Below are 15,753 nucleotides of genomic sequence, written 5' to 3'. Positions count from 1 at the left end.
GAGAGAGCAGATGGCACGCATCATCATCGTCGGAGCCGGCAGCGCCGGCTGCGTCGTCGCCGCTCGGCTGAGCGAGGAGCACGAGGTCGTGCTGCTCGAGGCCGGCCCCGACTGGCAGGGCACCGACACCGGCACCCGACTCGCCTCGGCGAACTGGATGGACGCGATGGTCTCGCCCGAGGCCTTCGACCCGGGGCTGGTGGCCACCCGCCTCTCCGGCGACGCTCCGCGGCAGTACCACCGCGGGCGCGGCGTCGGCGGCTCCTCGTCGGTCAACGCGATGCTGGCCCTGCCCGGCCTGCCGCGCGACTACGACCGCTGGGCCGAGCACCACGGCCTCGACGAGTGGTCGTGGGCGGCGGTCGCGCCGACCTTCGAGCGGCTCGCCCGGGACCTGGTCGCCACCCCGGCTGAGGCCTACACACCGATGGACCGCGCGCTGGTAGGCGCCGCCGCCGCGCTCGGCCTCAGCACCGGCGTCGACACCCTGACCCCGGAGGACGGGGGCGGCACCCTGTGGCGCAACGCCGACGCGCTCGGCCGGCGCTCCAGCGCCGAGGTCTACCTGCGCCCCGCGCTCGAGCGCGGCACCGTCGAGCTCCGCACCGGGAGCCGGGTCGACCGGCTGCTGCGCGAGGGCGATGTCGTCGTGGGCGTCCTGCTGGTCGACGGCACCCCGCTGTACGCCGACCAGGTGGTCCTGGCGGCCGGCGCGATCGAGACCCCCGCGGTCCTGCTGCGCAGCGGCTGCGACCGGCCGGGTGTCGGCAAGGGCCTGCAGGACCACCCGGCGGCCTCGATCCTGCTGGCACTGCGGCCCGAGGCACGCGAGGTGCGGGCGGGGCAGCCGTGCATCAACGCGGTCGTCCGCACGTCGTCCAGCATCGAACAGGGCGACATCCACGTGCTGCCCATGCAGGGCGCGCTCTCGGAGAGCACGCCTGCCCACCACGCGGTGGTGATGGCCGCCGTGATGACAGTGACCTCCACCGGCGAGGTCCGGCTGGACCCGGACGACCCGACCGGTCCGCCGGTCGTCGCCGAGCGGATGCTCACCACGGACCGCGACCGACAGGTCATGCGTGAGGCGGTCGACGTCGCCCGGCGACTGCTGAGGACCGCGCCCTTCGACGAGATCGTCGAGGAGGCGTTCATCGACGCGGCCGGTACGCCGGTCTCGGCGCTCGACGACCCGGATGCGTACGACGCCTGGCTGACCTCGTCGATCGGCGACTACTTCCACGCCGTCGGCACCGCCCGGATGGGCCGTGCCGACGATCCCGGCGCCGTCGTCGACCAGCGCGGCCGGGTGCACGGCCTGGCCGGGGTCCGGGTGATCGACTGCTCGGTCATCCCCGAGGTCCCCGCTGCCAACACCCACCTGCCCGTCGTGATGGTGGCCGAGCGGCTCAGCGCCGCCCTGCTCGCCGACCTCGCCTCGAACCCCTCCGAAGGAGCCGACCGTGTCCACCATGTCTGAGCCCGCCATCGACCAGGCCGCGAGTTGGAGGCGGTCCGAGGCCGTCGTCCCGCGAGGTGTCTCGTCGGGCCACCGGGTCGGCTGGAAGCAGGTCTTCGTCCGCACCCAGGGCGCCTACGTCTGGGACCAGGAGGGTCGACAGTACGTCGACTACCTCAACGCCTGGGGCCCGATCGTGCTCGGTCACAGCGACCGGCGCGTCAACGAGGCGGTCCTCGCCGCCGCCAACACCTGCGACCTCACGGGTGTCGGCCCGCAGGCCGGCGAGGCCGAGCTGGCCGAGCGGATCTGTGCCGTGATGCCCTCGGCCGACAAGGTCGCCTTCTGCACCTCCGGCACCGACGCGACCATGCACGCGGTGCACGTGGCCCGGGCCGCTACCGGCCGGCTCAAGGTCCTCAAGTTCCACGGGTCCTACCACGGCTGGAACGACCACGTGGCCGTCGGCAGCTCCCGCAAGGACCTCACCGACACCTCGGCGCTCAACACCCCCAACGGCGGCGGCCTGCACCCCGCGGTGGTCGCCGACGTCGTTGTCGTCGAGTGGAACGACGCCGCCGGCCTGCGATCCGCCTTCGAGCAGTACGGCGACCAGCTGGCCGCAGCGTTCACCGAGGGCTACGTGCACAGCTTCGGCTGTGTCCCGGCCGCGCCCGGGTTCCTCGAGCTGCTCCGCGAACTGTGCACGCAGCACGGCGTCGTGATGGTCATGGACGAGGTCAAGACCGGCTTCCGCGCGGCGATCGGCGGCTACCAGTCGATCTGCGGCGTGACGCCGGACCTCACCGCGTTCGGCAAGGCGGTCGCCAACGGCTACTCGCTGGCCGGCCTGGCCGGGATCGACGCCCTGATGGGACATCTCGGTGCCTACAGCAGGACCGAGGCGACGATCGACGGGACGTACAACGCGTCGCCGTACGCACTCGCCGCGGCCAACACGACGATGCGGATCATGGAGAGCGACGACATCTTCACCACGCTCTACGCACGTGGTGAGCAGATGCGGGCCGGCATCGCCGACGCCATCGCCGAGACCGGTGCCCCCGCCACTGTCGCGGGCCTCGGCTCGGAGTGGTGCGTCTACTTCCGGCCCGAGCTCCCCACCAACTTCCGCGAGGCGATGCAGTCCGACGCGGAGATGTACGGGCGTTACCACGCCTCCCTGCTCGCCCAGGGCGTCCTCGAGCCGGCGTTCCCGACCGGGGACCGCCGGCTCAACGCGGCCACCACCGAGGCCGACGTCGCCACCACCATCGAGTGCGTCCGGGTCGCACTGCGGGCCGCCGTCTCCTAGGCCGCGCCCTCCTCCACCACCACTCCGACCCCACCTCCTTCGACCCTAGGTAGGACCCATGCTTGGTTTCGCGCGCCCTTTTTCGGGCCGGATCGCCCTGTCGGCACTGTCCGTCGGCACCCTCGTCCTGACCGCCGCCTGCTCGGGCGGCTCTGACGCCGCGGACGGCGGCGACCAGCTCGTCGTCGGCTTCGCCCTCAGCCAGAGCGGCAACATGGCGCCGTTCGACGTCGAGCCCGGCAACGCCGCGCTGCTCCGGATCAAGGAGATCAACGCCGACGGTGGCATCGACGGGAAGAAGATCAAGGTGGTCAGCAAGGACGTCCGCTCCGACCCCGACACCGTCGGTACGGCGGCCACCGAGCTGATCGCGGAGGGCATCGACCTCCTCGTCACCCCCTGCGACTTCGACCTCAGCGCCCCGGGCGCCTCCGTCGCGCAGGCCTCGGAGATCCCCTCGGTCTCCATCTGCGCGGGCGACCCGAAGATGGCCGACACCACCACCCTCGGCGACTACGTGTTCTCGGCCAACGCGGGCAGCGACGTCGAGGGCGCCTCGGGCGCTGCCTGGGCCTACGAGAAGGGCTGGCGCTCGGCGTACGTCCTGCAGGACGAGAGCATCGAGTACACCAAGTCCGCCGGGCGCTACTTCACCGCGAAGTTCGAGGAGCTCGGCGGCAAGATCGTCGGCGACGACGCCTTCCCCGGTGGTGACAACGTCAACATCAGCAGCCAGGCCAGCCGGCTCAAGGGCCTGGCCCAGCAGCCCGACTTCGTCTACGTCGCCAGCTGGAACCCCGGCGGCGCCACCGCGATCCGGCAGCTGCGCGAGGCCGGCGTGACCATCCCGGTCGTCGGTCCCGCGGCACTCGACGGCCAGGTGCTGCTCGACGTCGTCGGGGACAAGGCCAGCGACATCTACTACACCGGCTTCGCCTGCTACGTGTACTGCACCGGCGCCGACTCGGCGGACCTCGACACCTTCGTCAAGGACTACCAGGCCGAGTACAAGTCCGAGCCGGCCTCGAGCTATGCGCTCCTCGGCTACAACATGGTGTCCGCGATCGCCGACGCCGCGGGCAGGGCGAAGTCCTTCTCCGGCGCCGACCTCAAGGCGGCGCTCGAGGGCGACGGGTCGGTGACGACGCCGATCGGCGACGTCGCGTACTTCTCGAAGACCTGCCACAAGATCATCGACATGCCGATGACGGTGGTCCAGGTCGCCGACGGCGCGATGACCTTCGCCGGGCAGCAGCGGGTCGACTCCATCCCGAACGTCGACGACGGCAACTCCTGCGCGTCATGACCACCGCCACCGAGCTCTCCCGTCGGTCATCCGTGCTGCGGATGGCCGACGGGGGGATCCACTTCGACGGCCTCAAGGCCGTCGACGGGGTCTCCATCGAGGTCCGCAGCGGCGAGGTCCTCGGCCTGATCGGTCCGAACGGGTCGGGCAAGACCAGCACCCTGAACCTCCTGAGCGGCATGCTGCGGGCCACCTCCGGCCGGATCTGGCTCGACGACGAGGACCTGACCCGCCGCTCGATGCGTCAGCGTGCGCGTCGGGGCGTCGTGCGCACCTTCCAGAGCGGCCGGGTCTTCGGCCGCCTCACGGTGCGGGAGAACGTCGAGGTCGCGGCGCTGGGCGCCGGGCTGCGGCGGGGTGCGGCTCGAGAGCTCACCGGCGAGATCCTCGAGGAGCTCTCCCTGGAAGGAGTCGCCGGGGACCGGGCCGAGCAGCTCACCGCCGGCCGGGTGCGCACCACGGCGATCGCGCGGGCACTGGCGGCCCGGCCACGGTTCCTGCTCCTCGATGAGCCGGCCGCCGGACAGAACGAGACCGAGGCCGTCGAGCTGATCACCGCGATCCGCGGCTTCGCACAGCGGCGCGAGTGCGGCGTACTGCTCGTCGAGCACGACATGTCCGTGGTGATGGGCACCTGCGACCGCCTCCACGTCCTCGACAGCGGCCGGACGGTGATCGAGGGCGAGCCCGCGGCCGTCCGCTCCGATCCCCAGGTCATCGAGATCTACTTCGGAAAGCGACACTGACATGGTCCTGCGCATCGAGGACGTCCACCTCCAGTACGGCTCGTCGGTGCGAGCCGTCCAGGGCTGCTCGCTGGAGGTCGGTGAGGGTGAGCTGGTCTCGCTGATCGGCCAGAACGGCGCCGGCAAGAGCACCCTGGTCAAGGCTGTCATGGGCGAGGTGCCCGTGGCGTCGGGCTCGATCACCGTCGACGGTACGTCGGTCGCGAGCAGGTCCTACTCGACGATCCGGGCGGGCGTGTCGCACGTCCCGGAGAGCCGGGGCATCTTCGCGAGCCTCACCGTGGGGGAGAACCTCCGCCTCGGCGCGGTGACCCGCAAGGACAGGGCGCAGGTCGCCGCCGACATCGAGCGCGAGCTCGAGCGCTTCCCGATCCTGCGCACCTACTGGAACCGGGGTGCGAGCCTGCTCTCCGGCGGGGAGCAGCAACAGCTCGCGATCGCGCGCGCGCTGCTCCTCAACCCCCGGATCCTGCTGCTCGACGAGCCGACCCTGGGCCTGGCGCCCATCGTGGTCGACCTGATCTTCGACGTCGTCGTGGCCCTGCGCGAGCAGGGCATGACGATCCTGCTCGTCGAGCAGAACGCCGTCCGCTCGCTCGAGGTCTCCGACCGCTCCTACGTGCTCCAGGCGCCCGGGCGGGTGCTGGGCAGCGGGACCGCGGCCGAGCTCGGTCGCATGCCGGCCGTCGTGGAGTACCTCGGCTTCTCTCCTGCTGAAGTGGGTGTCACCCGATGATCCTGGAGTTCCTGATCAACGCGGTCGGGCTCGGCGCGCTCTACGCCCTGCTGACGATCGGCGTCGCGCTGCTGTTCGGCGTCCTCGGCCTGATGAACTTCGCCTACGGCGAGCTCATCCTCGCCGGCGCCTTCGCGATGTACCTGTTCCGCGACCAGCCGTGGCCGGTGGCGCTGCTGATGGCGGTCGTGTTCGCCGTCGTGGTGGCCCTGGTGAGCGAGCGACTCGCCTTCCACCCGCTGCGCAATGCCGACCCGGTGACGTTGATGATCGCGTCGTTCGCGGTGAGCCTCGCGCTGCAGAGCCTGGCCCGGATGACCGTGCTGCCCCGCACCAAGGGCGTCCCGCCGGAGCCCTTCCTCTCGCACCGGGTCAGCCTGCTCGGTGCAGACGTGAGCGTGCTCGACCTGGTGACCCTCGGCCTGTGCGGCGTGATGCTGCTTTTCGTGGCGTGGCTGATGGGCCGTACGACGCTGGGCATCCAGCTCCGGGCCGCGGCCGAGGACTTCCGCATGGCTGCGAGCCTGGGGGTGAAGGCCAACCTGGTCATCCCGGCGGCCTTCGTCATCGTCGGTGTGCTCTCGGCGATCGGCGGCGCGGTGCTCGTGGCCCGGCAGGGCTCGGTCGGCGCCGACATGGGCCTGCAGCCGATGCTGATCGGCGTCGTGGGCGCGGTGCTCGGCGGGATGAGCAGCCTCAAGGGCGCCGCCCTCGGCGGCTTCCTCCTCGGCGCGGCGACGGCCCTGCTGGAGTCGCTGCTGCCGACCGACCTGATCGCGTTCCGCGACGCCTTCCTCTTCTCGGCGCTCATCGCGGTGCTCGTCGTCCGGCCCCAGGGCCTCCTCTCCGGTGCGAAGGTGCGTGTCTCGTGAAGAATCGGAACCGGCTCCTCGATGCGGTGCAGACCCCCGCGATCCTCGTCGGCCTCGTCCTGCTCGCCGCGCTCGTGGGCGTCACCGGCGACGTCACGACCGCGCGGGTGGCGACGCTCGCCCTGGTGTCGGTCGTCTTCGTGGTCGGCCTGTCGGTGTTCTCCGGCAACTCGGGGGTGATGTCCTTCGGGCACGTCATGTTCATGGCGGCCGGCGCCTACACCACGGCGTACCTCACCATCCCGGTGCCGCTGAAGAAGACCCTGTTCTCCGACCTGCCGGGCGCGCTGTCCTGGCTGGGCGAGGTGCACACCAGCTTCCCCGTGGCCCTCGTCGCGGGCGGACTGGTGGCGGCCGTCGTCGGTGTGGTGACCGCGCCGGTGGTGGCGCGGCTGAGCGGCCTGCAGTCCGGCATCGCGACCCTCGCCATGCTGCTCATCACCTACAACGTCCTCAACAGCTGGACCGAGGTGACCCGCGGGTCGTCGAGCATGATCGGCATCCCTCGCGGTACGACGACGTGGTGGGCGTTCGGCGTTGCGGCCCTCGCCGTCGTGGTCGCCTGGGCGTACCGGTGCTCGCGCAGCGGCCTGCAGCTTCGTGCCTCCCGCGAGGACTTCTGGGCCGCGGAGGCCTCCGGTATCGCCGTCGGCCGCCACCGGGCGACCGCGTGGGTCCTCAGCGCGCTGGTCTGCGGACTCGCCGGCGCCCTGTACGCCGGATTCCTCACCTCGTTCAACGTCAACGGGTTCTTCCTGACCGCGACCTTCTCGTTCGTCGTGATGATCGTGCTCGGCGGCTACCTGTCCCTCAGCGGCGCGGTGGTCGGGACGCTGGCGGTCAGCGTGTTGCAGGAGGTGCTGCGCCGGTTCCAGGACGGACGGTTCACGGGCGGCTCCGAGCTCCCCGCCGGTGTGGCCGACCTGATCGTGGCGGCCGTGCTGCTCGCCGTGCTCGTCAAGGCGCCGTACGGCCTGATGGGCGTGCGTGAGCTGCGGCTGCCCCGGCGCCGGGCGCGGGCCGAGGCACCGGTCGAGGCGCGCACGGAGGAGCCGGTCGGCGTCTAAGCCCGGGTCGGGTGGGTGAGGGTGACCCATGGGTCACCCTCACCCACCCGACTCTGCTCTCATGACCGCCATGGGCGTTGCGGACCTGCTGCTCGCGGGCGTGGACAGGGGTGCCGACCTCGACGCCGCCGTGGACGCCGCCGACGCGGCGACCCACCGACCGAGCAGATGGTCGAGGTCGCGATCCGGCTCACCGTGGACGCCGACGCGGCCGGCAGGCTGACCGACCCGGCGGGGCCGGGTCTCGATGTGCTCGACGGTGTCGCCCGGCTGTACCGGCGGCGGGTGAACGGCCATCCGGACGGCGATGCGCTCGCAGCGTGGGACGTCATGAACGCGATCCTCGACATCGCTCCGCACCGCGCGCCGCAGTGGGTGGTCGTGCTCTGCCTGCTCGCCGTCTCCGAGCTGCTCGATGAGCTCGTCCACTCCGCCCACGGGTGGGTGCGTGGCTGCGGTTCAACTACCGGATTTGTCGTGTCTGGGCCATGGTGACTACAAAATCGGTAGTTGAACCGCCCGACGACCCGGCAGGAGGACCGGCGTACGGGGGCGCGGGTCTAGTCGGCGGGCTGCTCCTCGAGCACCTCGAGCCGCTTCACGCCGGTCTCGCCGAGCTCGGCCGCCACCGCGGCGACGATGCTCTCCGTGACCGCCATCGAGGCGACCAGCGAGTCGAACGGCGAGGCCGAGTCGACCCGCGCCGGCAGCACGACGCGCGCGACCTTCGCGATCGGGGAGAGCCAGTTGTCGGTCATCAGGCACACGGTGGCGCCGCGGGCGGCCATCCGCTCCGCCAGTCCGAGGTTCTGCTCGGTGTAGCGGCGGTAGTCGTAGATGACGAACACGGTGCCCGGGCCGGCATCGGCGACCGTCGTACGGCGGTCGAGGTCGTCGAGGCCGACATGGTGCACGCCCGGGCGGAGCAGCCGGAGGTGGGCGACGAGGTACTCGGAGACCGAGCTGCTGAACCGGCCACCGGCGACCCGGACGTCGCGCGCGGGGTCGCACAGGAGCTTGACCAGCTTGGCGAACTCGGACTCGGGCAGCTCGTCGTACGACGCCGCGAGCATGGCCAGGAAGGCCTCGCGGGTCTCGGTCAGCACGCCGGCCCCGGAGGTGCCGCCCTTCTCGGGGTACTGCTTCAGCGGCGAGCCGAGCTCGCCGTTGAGCTCGTGGACCAGGGCGCGCTGGAAGGCCGGGAAGCCCGGGAAGCCGAGCCGGGTCACGAAGCGGACCACCGTCGGCGGGCTGACGGAGGCGGCCGTCGCGAGGTCGACCACCGTGGTCAGGCCCGCGGTGGGGTACTGCGCGAGGAGCGCCCGGCCGACCTTCCGCTCGCTGTTGCTGAGCTCGTCGAGCGTCGCCATCAGCAGCTTGCGCACCGACGCGTGCCCACCCGGGATGTCCGTCACCGGGCGAACCTATCAACGCGATCGGCCCCGGACGGAGCGATCATCCCCAGAACCGATCGGTCAGGTCGACCTCGCGCGGGTCCTGCATGTGCGGGTACTCGTGCGCCGCGGCGGGCACGAAGGTCTCCTTGATCGAGCGCGGGCTGGTCCAGCGCAGCAGGTTCGTCGCCGCACCTGCCTTGTCGTTGGTGCCCGAGGCGCGAGCGCCGCCGAACGGCTGCTGGCCGACGACCGCGCCGGTGGGCTTGTCGTTGACGTAGAAGTTGCCCGCCGCGAACCGCAGCCGCTCGGAGAGGCGGTGCACCACCGTGCGATCGGTGGCGAAGACCGCGCCGGTGAGGGCGTACGGCGACGTGGCGTCCACCAGGTCGGCGATCGCGTCGACGGCGCCGGGAACGCTGTCGTCGTACACGTGGACAGCGAGGATCGGGCCGAAGTACTCCGTCGCCAGCGCCGGGTGCTCGGGGTCGTCGACACGCAGCACGGTCGGGCGGACGAACCAGCCTCGGCTGTCGTCGTAGGTGCCGCCGGCGACGACCTCGACCGACGGATCGGCCCGGGCCTCGTCGAGGACGGCGCGGTGCTTGGCGAACGCGCGCTCGTCGATCACCGCGCCGATGAAGTTGCGGTGGTCGCGGACGTCGCCCATCGGCAGGGAGTCGACGACCGTGGCGAGCTCCTCGCGCAGGTCGTCCCACAGGCTGGAGGGGACGTAGGCCCGTGAGGCGGCCGAGCACTTCTGACCCTGGTACTCGAAGGCACCGCGCACGAGCGCGGTGCGGAGTGCGACCGGGTCGGCGTCCGGCGCCGCGAGCACGAAGTCCTTGCCGCCGGTCTCGCCGACCAGGCGCGGGTAGGAGGCGTAGGCATCGACCCGTCGGGCCGTCTCGCGCCACAGGTGACGGAAGGTCGCCGTGGACCCGGTGAAGTGGATGCCGGCGAGGTCGGGCTGGTCGAGCACCACCTCGCTGACCGCGAGTCCGTCTCCGGCGACCATGTTGACGACGCCGGCGGGGAGGCCGGCCTCCTGGAGGAGCTCCATCGTGAGCGACGCGGCGAGCTGCTGCGTGGGTGAGGGCTTCCACACGACCGTGTTGCCCATGAGGGCGGGCGCGGTCGGCAGGTTGCCGGCGATGGCGGTGAAGTTGAAGGGTGTGATCGCGTAGACGAATCCCTCGAGCGGGCGGTGGTCCGTGCGGTTCCACACGCCGCGGCTGTTGGCGACGGGCTGCTCGCCCAGGACCAGTCGGCCGAAGTGGGCGTTGAACCGCCAGAAGTCGATCAGCTCGCAGGCGGCGTCGATCTCGGCCTGGTACGACGTCTTCGACTGCCCGAGCATCGTGGCGGCGACCAACCGGGCCCGCCAGGGACCGGCGAGCAGGTCGGCGGCGCGCAGGAACACCGCAGCGCGCTCGTCGTACGGCAGGGCGCGCCAGGCAGGGGCGGCCGCGCGGGCCGCCTCGACGGCGGCCCGGGCGTCGTCCGGTGTCGCGTTGCGGAGCGTGCCGAGGTGCAGCTTGTGGTCGTGGGGGGCGCGGACGTCGATCTCGGCGCCCGCGCCGGCGACGGGCCGGCCGCCGATGACGTGGTGCAGCGTCGCGGTCCGGGTCGCGAGCGTCGCGAGGGCGTCGTTCAGGGCAGTCCGCTCGGGGCTGCCGGGGGCGTAGTCGAGCACCGTCTCGTTGACGGGTGCCGGTACGCGGGTGATCGAGTCCACGGAGTTCCTCCTTCGTAACAGAGATTTCAGAATAGCCTCTTGCTAACCAAAGTGGAATGAATCATTCTGGTGTCATGACGACGACCACTTCGGGGATCTCTGGCCTGACCGCGCGCCACATCGCCCTGACCGAGCAGCACGCGGCGCACAACTACCACCCGCTCCCCGTGGTGCTCGCCGAAGGTGCGGGCGCATGGGTGACCGACGTCGACGGCCGCCGCTACCTCGACTGTCTCGCCGGCTACTCCGCCCTGAACTTCGGCCACGGCAACCCGCGCCTCCTCGCGCGGGCGAAGGCCCAGCTGGATCGGCTCACGCTGACCAGCCGGGCGTTCTTCAACGACCAGCTCGGACCGTTCGCACAGGCGTTGGCCGAGCTCACCGGCAAGGACATGGTGCTGCCGATGAACTCCGGCGCCGAGGCGGTCGAGACGGCCATCAAGGTGAGCCGGAAGTGGGGCTACCAGGTCAAGGGCGTCGCGCCCGGCACGGCGAGGATCGTCACGATGCACGGCAACTTCCACGGCCGGACCACGACCATCGTCAGCTTCTCCGACGACGACGTCGCCACCGCGGACTACGGACCGTTCACGCCCGGCTTCGTCGGCGTGCCGTACGGCGACATCGACGCCGTCGCCGCCGCGATCGACGACTCCACGGTGGCCGTGCTCTTCGAGCCGATCCAGGGTGAGGGCGGCGTGGTCGTGCCGCCCGAGGGCTTCCTGCGCGCGCTGCGCGAGCTGTGCACCGAGCACAACGTGCTGATGGTCGCCGACGAGATCCAGTCGGGGCTGGCCCGCAGCGGCCGCACCTTCGCGTGCGACCACGAGGATGTCGTCCCCGACGTCTACGTTCTGGGCAAGGCCCTCGGCGGCGGGCTCTACCCCGTCTCGGCGATCGCGGCCGACCGCGTGGTGATGGACGTGATCGAGCCGGGCACCCACGGGTCGACCTTCGGCGGCAACCCGCTCGCCGCGGCCATCGGGCACGAGGTGGTCCAGATCCTCGCCACGGGCGAGTTCCAGGAGCGGGCGCGGGTGCTGGGCGCGCGGCTCGAGCAGGGCCTGCGCGAGCTGGTCGGCCGCGGCCTGGTCGAGGTCCGGGTGCGCGGCCTGTGGGCCGGCGTCGACGTCGACCCGGACCTGCTCACCGGGCGCGAGGTCTGCGAGGGCCTGATGCGGCACGGCGTCCTCGCGAAGGACACCCACGGATCGACCGTGCGCTTCGCGCCGCCGCTGGTCGCCGACGAGTCCGACGTCGACCTGCTCGTGGCCACGCTGCGCACGGTGCTGGAGGAAGCGCGCCGATGACCGCCACGCTCGCGGTTCCGGTCCACGACCGGAACCCGCTGGTCGCTGCCCGCAGCCAGCTCGCCGACGCGATCGACCTGCTGGACTACGGACCCGGCATGCTCGACATGCTCGCCACCCCGCGCCGCGAGGTCACCGTGTCGGTGCCCCTGCGCCGCGACGACGGCAGCGTCGAGGTGCTCGTCGGCCACCGCGTGCAGCACAACCTGTCGCGGGGCCCGGCCAAGGGCGGCGTCCGGTTCAGCCCGGACGTCTCGCTGGACGAGGTGCGTGCACTGGCCATGTGGATGACCTGGAAGTGCGCCCTGGTCGCCATCCCGTACGGCGGCGCCAAGGGCGGCGTCGCCTTCGACCCGCGCGCCTACTCGCGCGGCGAGATCCAGCGGGTGACCCGCCGCTACACCAGCGAGATCATGCCGATCCTCGGCCCGACCACGGATATCCCGGCGCCCGACATCGGCACCGACGAGCAGGTGATGTCGTGGATGATGGACACCTACTCGGTCAACCGCGGCCACACCGTCCTCGGTGTCGTCACCGGCAAGCCGGTCGCGCTGGGCGGTTCGCTCGGCCGGGCCAGCGCGACCTCGCGCGGCGTCGTGCACGTGGCCCTCGCGGCCCTCGCCCACCGGGGCATCGCGGTCCGTGGCGCATCTGCTGCCGTGCAGGGCTTCGGCAAGGTCGGACGGGACGCCGCCCTCCTCCTGGCCGAGGCGGGCGCCCGCGTGGTCGCGGTGAGTGACCAGTACGGCGCCGTCCACGACCCCGCGGGTCTCGACGTCCCCGCGCTCGCGCATCACGTGGACGCGACCGGCAGCGTCGTGGACTTCGCCGCCGCCGAGGCGATGGACGTGAGCGACGAGCTGCTGTTCCTCGACGTCGACGTGCTCGTGCCCGCGGCCGTCGAGGCGGTCATCAACGCCGACAACGCCCACCGGGTGCGGGCCCGCGTGATCACCGAGGGAGCGAACGGCCCCACCACCCCGGCCGCCGACGCGGTGCTCGCCGAGGCCGGCGTGCTCCTCGTACCGGACATCCTGGCGAACGCCGGCGGCGTCGTCGTGTCCTACTTCGAATGGGTGCAGGCCAACCAGGCGTACTGGTGGAGCGAGGACGACGTGAACGCGCGCCTCACCGAGCGGATGCAGGCCGCGTGGGAGAGCGTCGTCGCCTACGCCGCCCGCCGCGACATCTCGCTGCGCCGGGCCGCGACGACGCTCGCGGTCGAGACGGTCGCCAACGCGCACCTGGCGCGGGGGCTCTACCCGTAGCGAGGACACCCGCGGACTAGGGTCGGCCGGGTGAGCGAGCAGTCGTTGCGTGTCCTGATCACCGGCGCCGCCTCCGGGCTCGGCGCCGCCCTCGCCCGGGCCTGGGAGGAGCGGGGCGCCGACGTGCTCCGCACCGACCGCGCCGCCGGCGACGGGATCCTTCCGCTCGACATCACCAGTGACGCCGACTGGGCGGCCGCGCGCGAGCACGTCGAGCAGGCCTGGGGCGGGCTCGACGTCCTGGTCAACAACGCGGGCATCGCCGGTGGTGGCCGGCTCGACGTGTCCGGGATCGACGAGTGGCAGCGGCTGGTCGACATCAACCTGCTCGGGGCGGTGCGGGGGACGGCCACCTTCGCCCCGGTCTTCAAGCGGCAGGGGAGTGGGCGGGTCGTCAACGTCGCCTCGCTCGCCGGGCTCGTGCACCCCGCCGGGATGGGCGGCTACAACGCCACCAAGGCCGCGGTCGTCGCGCTGACCGAGACCACCGGGCACGAGCTCGCCGCGCACGGGGTGAGCGCCCACGTCGTGTGCCCGTCGTACTTCCGCACCAACCTGATGGCCGGCGTCGAGGGCCGCGACGCCGCGCTGCAGCAGGTGATGACGAAGCTGGTGGAGGACGCGCCGCTCGGACCCGACGAGATCGCGGCGGCCGTGCTCGACGCGATCGAAGCCGGCACCGAGCTGATCATCCCGGACGACGCCGCGCGGGCGGCCTACCAGCTCAAGCTGACCGACCGTGCGTCGTACGACGCCGTCATGCGCGCCCAGGCCCGCAAGCTCGACGCGGTGGCCGAGTGAGCGACGATTCGCGGCCGGTCCGCGACGAGGACGCCTTCGACGTCGCGGCCGTCGAGGCCTGGCTGGGCCGCGGGCCGATCGCCGAGGTGCGGCAGTTCCCCGGCGGCGCGTCGAACCTGACCTACCTGTTGCGGATGCAGGACGGGCCGGACCTGATCCTGCGCCGCCCGCCCGTCGGCACCAAGGCCAAGGGCGCCCACGACATGGGGCGCGAGTACCGGATCCAGGACGCGCTCAAGCCGGTCTTCGGCCAGGTGCCCGCGATGGCGGCGTACTGCGCCGCCGAGGACAGCCCGATCGGCAGCGAGCTGTACGTCATGGAGCGCCTCGAGGGGCTGATCCCACGCCGCGACTTCGGCTTCCCGATCAGCGAGGAGCAGGCGTCCGCGCTCTGCGACGCCGCCGTCGACACCCTCGTCGCCCTGCACGCGATCGACGTGTCGGCGGTGCCCGGCCTGGCTGCGCTGAACAAGGGTGACGGGTACGTCGCACGCCAGGTCGGCGGTTGGATCGCCCGGCTCGACAACGCCCGCACCGACGACACCGGCGACTGGTCCGACATCACCGGCTGGCTCGACGCGCACCAGCCCGCCGACGTCGGGCAGCGGATGATCCACAACGACTACCGCTTCGACAACATGGTCCTCGACCCAGAACTGCTCAGCGACCCGACCCGGATCAGAATCGTGGGCCTCCTCGACTGGGAGCTGGCCACCGTCGGCGACCCGCTGATGGACCTCGGCTGCACGATGGCCTACTGGGTGCAGGCCGACGACGACGAGTTCTTCCTGCTCTTCCGCCGCCAGCCGACGACCGCGCCGGGCATGTGGACCCGCCAGCAGTTCGTCGACGCCTACTGCGCGCGGTCGGGGCTGTCGTTGACTCCCGCGCAGTGGACCTTCTACGAGGTCTTCGGGCTGTTCCGGCTGGCCGTGATCGCCCAGCAGATCTGGTACCGCTACTTCCACGGCCAGACCACCAACGAGGCGTACGCCGCGTTCGGCCCGGCGGTCGGCTACCTCGAGGCCCGCTGCCGCCGGATCCTCGCCGGCCTGGGAGAGGGCGCCTGATGGGCGTGCTGCTGCTGGTCCGTCACGGCCAGGCGTCCTTCGGTTCCGACGACTACGACGTGCTCTCCGAGACCGGGTGGGAGCAGGGCCGGGTGCTCGGCCAGTGGCTCGCCAAGGAGGGCCCGGAGCCGGTCTCCGTCGTCCACGGCGGGATGCGCCGGCACCGTGAGACCTGGGAGGCGATGGCCTCCGCGCTCTCCGGCCCGCCGACGGCGGAGGTCGACGAGAACTGGGCCGAGTTCGACCACCTCGGCGTCCTCGCGCGGTACGCCGAGGCCACCGGCGCGGTGGTCGACCACACCACCGACCGGCGCGCCTTCCAGGAGCAGTTCGAGATCTCCACCGCGCACTGGAGCGCGGCCGGTCCCGACGGCGGCTACCCCGAGCCGTACGACGCCTTCGTCGGGCGGGCCCGCACGGCGCTGTCCGCCGCTGCTGAGCGCCCCGGACCCACGCTCGTCGTCACGTCCGGGGGTGTGATCGCGGCCCTGGCCGCGCTGCTCGTCGTACCGGACATCTCGGCGGTGGGCCCCGTCTGGGCGCGGTTCAACACGGTCGTCGCGAACACCTCGGTGACCCGGGTGATCGTCGGTGCCACCGGCGCGCGGCTGCTCACGTTCAACGAGCACCCACACCTGCCGCGGTCGCTGGTGACCTACCGCTAGGGA

General features: G+C 71.9%; 15 protein-coding genes. 13 read left to right on the top strand and 2 right to left on the bottom strand.

Features of this window, described 5'->3' with window-relative positions; all coding sequences use genetic code 11:
* Positions 1-10 precede the first annotated feature (10 nt).
* From FBY23_RS00985 to FBY23_RS00950, 8 genes are all read left to right on the top strand, one after another.
* Positions 11-1,480: a GMC family oxidoreductase gene (locus FBY23_RS00985; protein WP_141796443.1), complete on the top strand. Its 1,470-nt coding sequence runs from the start codon at positions 11-13 to the stop codon at positions 1,478-1,480.
* Positions 1,473-2,774, top strand: a complete 1,302-nt coding sequence (locus FBY23_RS00980; RefSeq protein WP_141796442.1) for an aspartate aminotransferase family protein — start codon at positions 1,473-1,475, stop codon at positions 2,772-2,774. The genes FBY23_RS00985 and FBY23_RS00980 overlap by 8 nt, the downstream gene beginning before the upstream one ends.
* 58 nt (positions 2,775-2,832) lie before the next feature.
* Positions 2,833-4,080 carry an ABC transporter substrate-binding protein gene (locus FBY23_RS00975; RefSeq protein ID WP_141796441.1) on the top strand — a complete coding sequence of 416 codons (1,248 nt, stop codon included), beginning with the start codon at positions 2,833-2,835 and terminating at the stop codon, positions 4,078-4,080.
* Positions 4,077-4,826, top strand: coding sequence for an ABC transporter ATP-binding protein (locus tag FBY23_RS00970; protein WP_141796440.1), 750 nt, complete (start codon positions 4,077-4,079; stop codon positions 4,824-4,826). Before FBY23_RS00975 ends, FBY23_RS00970 begins: the two co-directional genes overlap by 4 nt.
* A 1-nt stretch (position 4,827) precedes the next feature.
* Complete coding sequence (locus FBY23_RS00965; protein WP_141796439.1) at positions 4,828-5,562, top strand: ABC transporter ATP-binding protein; 735 nt, start codon at positions 4,828-4,830, stop codon at positions 5,560-5,562.
* Entirely contained in the window at positions 5,559-6,434 is an 876-nt protein-coding gene (locus FBY23_RS00960; RefSeq protein ID WP_141796438.1) for a branched-chain amino acid ABC transporter permease, read from the top strand. Before FBY23_RS00965 ends, FBY23_RS00960 begins: the two co-directional genes overlap by 4 nt.
* The gene (locus tag FBY23_RS00955) at positions 6,431-7,501 is read left to right on the top strand and encodes a branched-chain amino acid ABC transporter permease (RefSeq protein ID WP_141796437.1); all 1,071 of its coding nucleotides are present in this window, start codon (positions 6,431-6,433) and stop codon (positions 7,499-7,501) included. The genes FBY23_RS00960 and FBY23_RS00955 overlap by 4 nt, the downstream gene beginning before the upstream one ends.
* A gap of 168 nt (positions 7,502-7,669) precedes the next feature.
* Positions 7,670-7,996: a hypothetical protein gene (locus FBY23_RS00950; RefSeq protein ID WP_141796436.1), complete on the top strand. Its 327-nt coding sequence runs from the start codon at positions 7,670-7,672 to the stop codon at positions 7,994-7,996.
* Positions 7,997-8,061: 65 nt separating this feature from the next.
* Here the strand turns inward: FBY23_RS00950 and FBY23_RS00945 are convergent, their stop codons facing one another.
* Complete coding sequence (locus FBY23_RS00945) at positions 8,062-8,916, bottom strand: MurR/RpiR family transcriptional regulator (protein WP_141796435.1); 855 nt, start codon at positions 8,914-8,916, stop codon at positions 8,062-8,064.
* A gap of 40 nt (positions 8,917-8,956) precedes the next feature.
* A complete protein-coding gene (pruA, locus tag FBY23_RS00940; RefSeq protein WP_141796434.1) occupies positions 8,957-10,633 on the bottom strand; it encodes an L-glutamate gamma-semialdehyde dehydrogenase in 1,677 nt (558 codons plus the stop codon).
* 74 nt (positions 10,634-10,707) lie between these two features.
* Here pruA and rocD point away from each other — a divergent pair, with 74 nt between their 5' ends.
* The 5 genes from rocD to FBY23_RS00915 are packed head-to-tail and all read left to right on the top strand — an operon-like array spanning position 10,708 to position 15,750.
* Positions 10,708-11,943, top strand: a complete 1,236-nt coding sequence (rocD, locus tag FBY23_RS00935; RefSeq protein ID WP_141796433.1) for an ornithine--oxo-acid transaminase — start codon at positions 10,708-10,710, stop codon at positions 11,941-11,943.
* Positions 11,940-13,214 carry a Glu/Leu/Phe/Val dehydrogenase gene (locus FBY23_RS00930; RefSeq protein ID WP_141796432.1) on the top strand — a complete coding sequence of 425 codons (1,275 nt, stop codon included), beginning with the start codon at positions 11,940-11,942 and terminating at the stop codon, positions 13,212-13,214. Before rocD ends, FBY23_RS00930 begins: the two co-directional genes overlap by 4 nt.
* A gap of 30 nt (positions 13,215-13,244) precedes the next feature.
* Entirely contained in the window at positions 13,245-14,015 is a 771-nt protein-coding gene (locus tag FBY23_RS00925) for an SDR family NAD(P)-dependent oxidoreductase (protein ID WP_222117682.1), read from the top strand.
* Positions 14,012-15,085, top strand: coding sequence for a phosphotransferase family protein (locus tag FBY23_RS00920; RefSeq protein WP_141796431.1), 1,074 nt, complete (start codon positions 14,012-14,014; stop codon positions 15,083-15,085). Before FBY23_RS00925 ends, FBY23_RS00920 begins: the two co-directional genes overlap by 4 nt.
* The gene (locus FBY23_RS00915) at positions 15,085-15,750 is read left to right on the top strand and encodes a histidine phosphatase family protein (RefSeq protein ID WP_141796430.1); all 666 of its coding nucleotides are present in this window, start codon (positions 15,085-15,087) and stop codon (positions 15,748-15,750) included. The genes FBY23_RS00920 and FBY23_RS00915 overlap by 1 nt, the downstream gene beginning before the upstream one ends.
* Positions 15,751-15,753 lie beyond the last annotated feature (3 nt).

Origin of the sequence: Nocardioides sp. SLBN-35 (assembly GCF_006715725.1) — a bacterium.
GTDB lineage: Bacteria > Actinomycetota > Actinomycetes > Propionibacteriales > Nocardioidaceae > Nocardioides.
The sequence above is the reverse complement of the archived record's forward strand: the minus strand, read 5'-3'. Positions and strand labels throughout refer to the sequence as shown.

Bases quoted from the DNA above. Each gene is read 5' to 3' on its own strand.
- FBY23_RS00985 (WP_141796443.1), top strand. From the start codon at position 11: ATGGCACGCATCATCATCGTCGGAGCCGGCAGCGCCGGCTGCGTCGTC.
- FBY23_RS00980 (WP_141796442.1), top strand. From the start codon at position 1,473: ATGTCTGAGCCCGCCATCGACCAGGCCGCGAGTTGGAGGCGGTCCGAG.
- FBY23_RS00975 (WP_141796441.1), top strand. From the start codon at position 2,833: ATGCTTGGTTTCGCGCGCCCTTTTTCGGGCCGGATCGCCCTGTCGGCA.
- FBY23_RS00970 (WP_141796440.1), top strand. From the start codon at position 4,077: ATGACCACCGCCACCGAGCTCTCCCGTCGGTCATCCGTGCTGCGGATG.
- FBY23_RS00965 (WP_141796439.1), top strand. From the start codon at position 4,828: ATGGTCCTGCGCATCGAGGACGTCCACCTCCAGTACGGCTCGTCGGTG.
- FBY23_RS00960 (WP_141796438.1), top strand. From the start codon at position 5,559: ATGATCCTGGAGTTCCTGATCAACGCGGTCGGGCTCGGCGCGCTCTAC.
- FBY23_RS00950 (WP_141796436.1), top strand. From the start codon at position 7,670: ATGGTCGAGGTCGCGATCCGGCTCACCGTGGACGCCGACGCGGCCGGC.
- rocD (WP_141796433.1), top strand. From the start codon at position 10,708: ATGACGACGACCACTTCGGGGATCTCTGGCCTGACCGCGCGCCACATC.
- FBY23_RS00930 (WP_141796432.1), top strand. From the start codon at position 11,940: ATGACCGCCACGCTCGCGGTTCCGGTCCACGACCGGAACCCGCTGGTC.
- FBY23_RS00915 (WP_141796430.1), top strand. From the start codon at position 15,085: ATGGGCGTGCTGCTGCTGGTCCGTCACGGCCAGGCGTCCTTCGGTTCC.